The 2471-nt window shown below is 32.0% G+C and carries 2 protein-coding genes; both read right to left on the bottom strand.

From position 1 onward, the window contains the following. Positions 1 to 48: 48 nt before the first annotated feature. On the bottom strand, positions 49 to 1170 hold the full coding sequence (gene tnpB / locus BAU23_RS15725; RefSeq protein WP_071734804.1) for an IS200/IS605 family element RNA-guided endonuclease TnpB: 1122 nt from the start codon (positions 1168 to 1170) through the stop codon (positions 49 to 51). Positions 1171 to 1918: 748 nt separating this feature from the next. Beyond that, on the bottom strand, positions 1919 to 2170 hold the full coding sequence (locus BAU23_RS30615) for a hypothetical protein (protein ID WP_071734803.1): 252 nt from the start codon (positions 2168 to 2170) through the stop codon (positions 1919 to 1921). Positions 2171 to 2471 lie beyond the last annotated feature (301 nt).

Genomic DNA, 2471 nt, shown 5'->3' with positions numbered 1-2471 from the left:
TAGAAGAGGGGGATTCCTAAGTAAAGAGTTCTATCGAACTCTAATTTATTAGGCTATCTCCACAGTCCCTGCGGTTAGAAGCCTTATCGCTTCATTCTTTAGATTGATACTTGCGTTAATATCCCTATCATGGTGTGTAAGGCAAGAAGGGCAGTCCCATTTACGTAGGTTTAGATTTTTAACGTCTTTGTTTTGATATCCACAACAAGAACATAATTGGCTTGAAGCAAATGTTTTCAATACAACAATGACTTGTTTGCCGTACCATTTTGCTTTGTATTCCAACATAGTTCGAAACTGAGACCATGATACCTCACTAATTGCTTTTGATAACTTATGATTCTTTAACATATTTGATACTTGCAAATCCTCTATACCGATAACATCGTGGTTTTTGATGATTTCAGTCGAGATTTTGTCCAAGTAATCTTTTCTAGCATTCTTCATGTATTCATGAATTCTAGCTACTTTTACTCGTTGTTTATTCCAGCGAGAAGATCCTTTCATTCTTCTAGAAAGAACACGCTGTGCTTTTGCCAACTTCTCTTCTAATGATCGAAAAAACTTCGGATTTTTATAGGTAGTTCCATCTGACAAAATGGCGAAATCTTTTAGTCCCACATCCATTCCAATGTAAGAGTTTGTTTTCGGAAGTTCTTGCACTTCTGTTTCAACTAACAATGACATAAAGTATCTGCCAGAAGGATTCCGTCTAACTGTAGCATTTAAAATACGTCCTGTTACTTCACGACTTTTGGCAAATCGAACAAGACCTAGTTTTGGCAATTTTATTTTGTTCCCTACAACGGTAATGTTTTCATTTGTTTGTTTTGTGGTATAAGATTGTACGTTGTTCTTCTTAGATTTGAAACGCGGGGCATTGTTTTGTTTTTTGAAAAGGCGTGTATAAGCATCCGCAAGGTTGCGAACAGACGACTGAATCGCGATACTATCCACTTCTTTTAGCCAAACAAACTCTTTCTTCATGGCAGGGAGTTTGGCAGAGCATGTACCATATGTCAAACCTTTCCCTGTTTCTTTGTATGCATTATCCCATAGAGATAGGAAATGATTGAATACAAAACGAGAACAGCCAATCGTTTTATTGATTAGGGTTGCTTGTGCTTTATTTGGATAGATACGAAATTTATATGCTTTATTAATCATCATTCATTTCACCTCCATTTCGATATGTGTCTATTATACAACAAACGTACATTCGATAGGTAGTGAAGTAACAGTTTATGTATGTCGAACAATTAAGATGGCTTCCTTCCATCCCTTGTCCGAAGCCAATTCATCTCCCACTTACTCACTTCGCGTTCCTTGAGGAAGGAGTCTTCTTGGCTAAAATGATAAAATTAAGATCATTTGTAAAAAATGTTAAATTTATAATTACACATAAAAAAAGAATTCCTTAAGATTCTGGACTTCTTTTTCTTGTTTAAAGGTTGCTCACACAAATGATCTGCACATCAATTCATCTTTGATATACAGATCATTTGTATGAAAAGTTATTCCTAATAATTGCGTAATAATGAACTTACATTACTGCTTTTAAAAGTTCTGCTACGAATGGTAGAACTCCACTTACAAATTTCAAAATTACGATTTCCATTTTCATGTTATTTCTTCCTCTACTTATGTGTTAAGATGTGATGCAGCTTTAAGCTTTCATGGTGGTAAGCAATTATGTTGATATCAATACACTCCTATATGCAATATTGCATCTTAGAACCAACTTTTATACTGTTATAATGATAGAGAAAAATTCTACAGCATTTTTCGAAATACTAAACAACAATTGAAAACGAAATTTCTCGTAAATAAAAAAGGAAGAGAATTATAAAAATTCTCTTCTTTTTTTATTTCCTCATAGATTTAGTGGTATAGGAGATATGTCCGGAATACATTTTAACTACATAATAATTCCCATCATCCAAATAAAAGGAATCAAAATTACTACCACATTTAATATTATCCCGATTTTCGCTCCGATATTTTTATCTACTTGATGGGAAAAAATAGCTAGGATAAATCCAATTGGACAAAGAAATACAGGTAAAATTATAGAGACTCCAAAAAATTCAATTATAATAATTTTGTATGTGACATTAACAATGGATAAAATCAATAAAACCGGTATTATAATCGATATAATTGTGCCTATTCTATTTTTTTAATCATAATAACCTCTTTTTGCCTAAATAAAATATATTGCTCCGTAGATTATAGGGGAAAAAACACTGTCATTAAGCTAGTGTTTTTTTCCTTCTTGATAAGAAGCTTATAAATAATAAATTATTGCTGGTAAGATAAATACAAATAATACATAGTTATATATTTTCGCTGTGCCATTCATTATTTTTACTACATTACTTATAAAATCCAATTGTACAAAGATTGAATATCACCATTGTGGATCCTTTAAAAATAATTGAATATCATTAATATATAAATGTTATATTTTA

The sequence above is a fragment of the Bacillus nitratireducens genome (assembly GCF_001884135.1).
GTDB lineage: Bacteria > Bacillota > Bacilli > Bacillales > Bacillaceae_G > Bacillus_A > Bacillus_A nitratireducens.
Note: the sequence above shows the minus strand (reverse complement) of the source record. Positions and strands in the feature narration are given on the sequence as shown.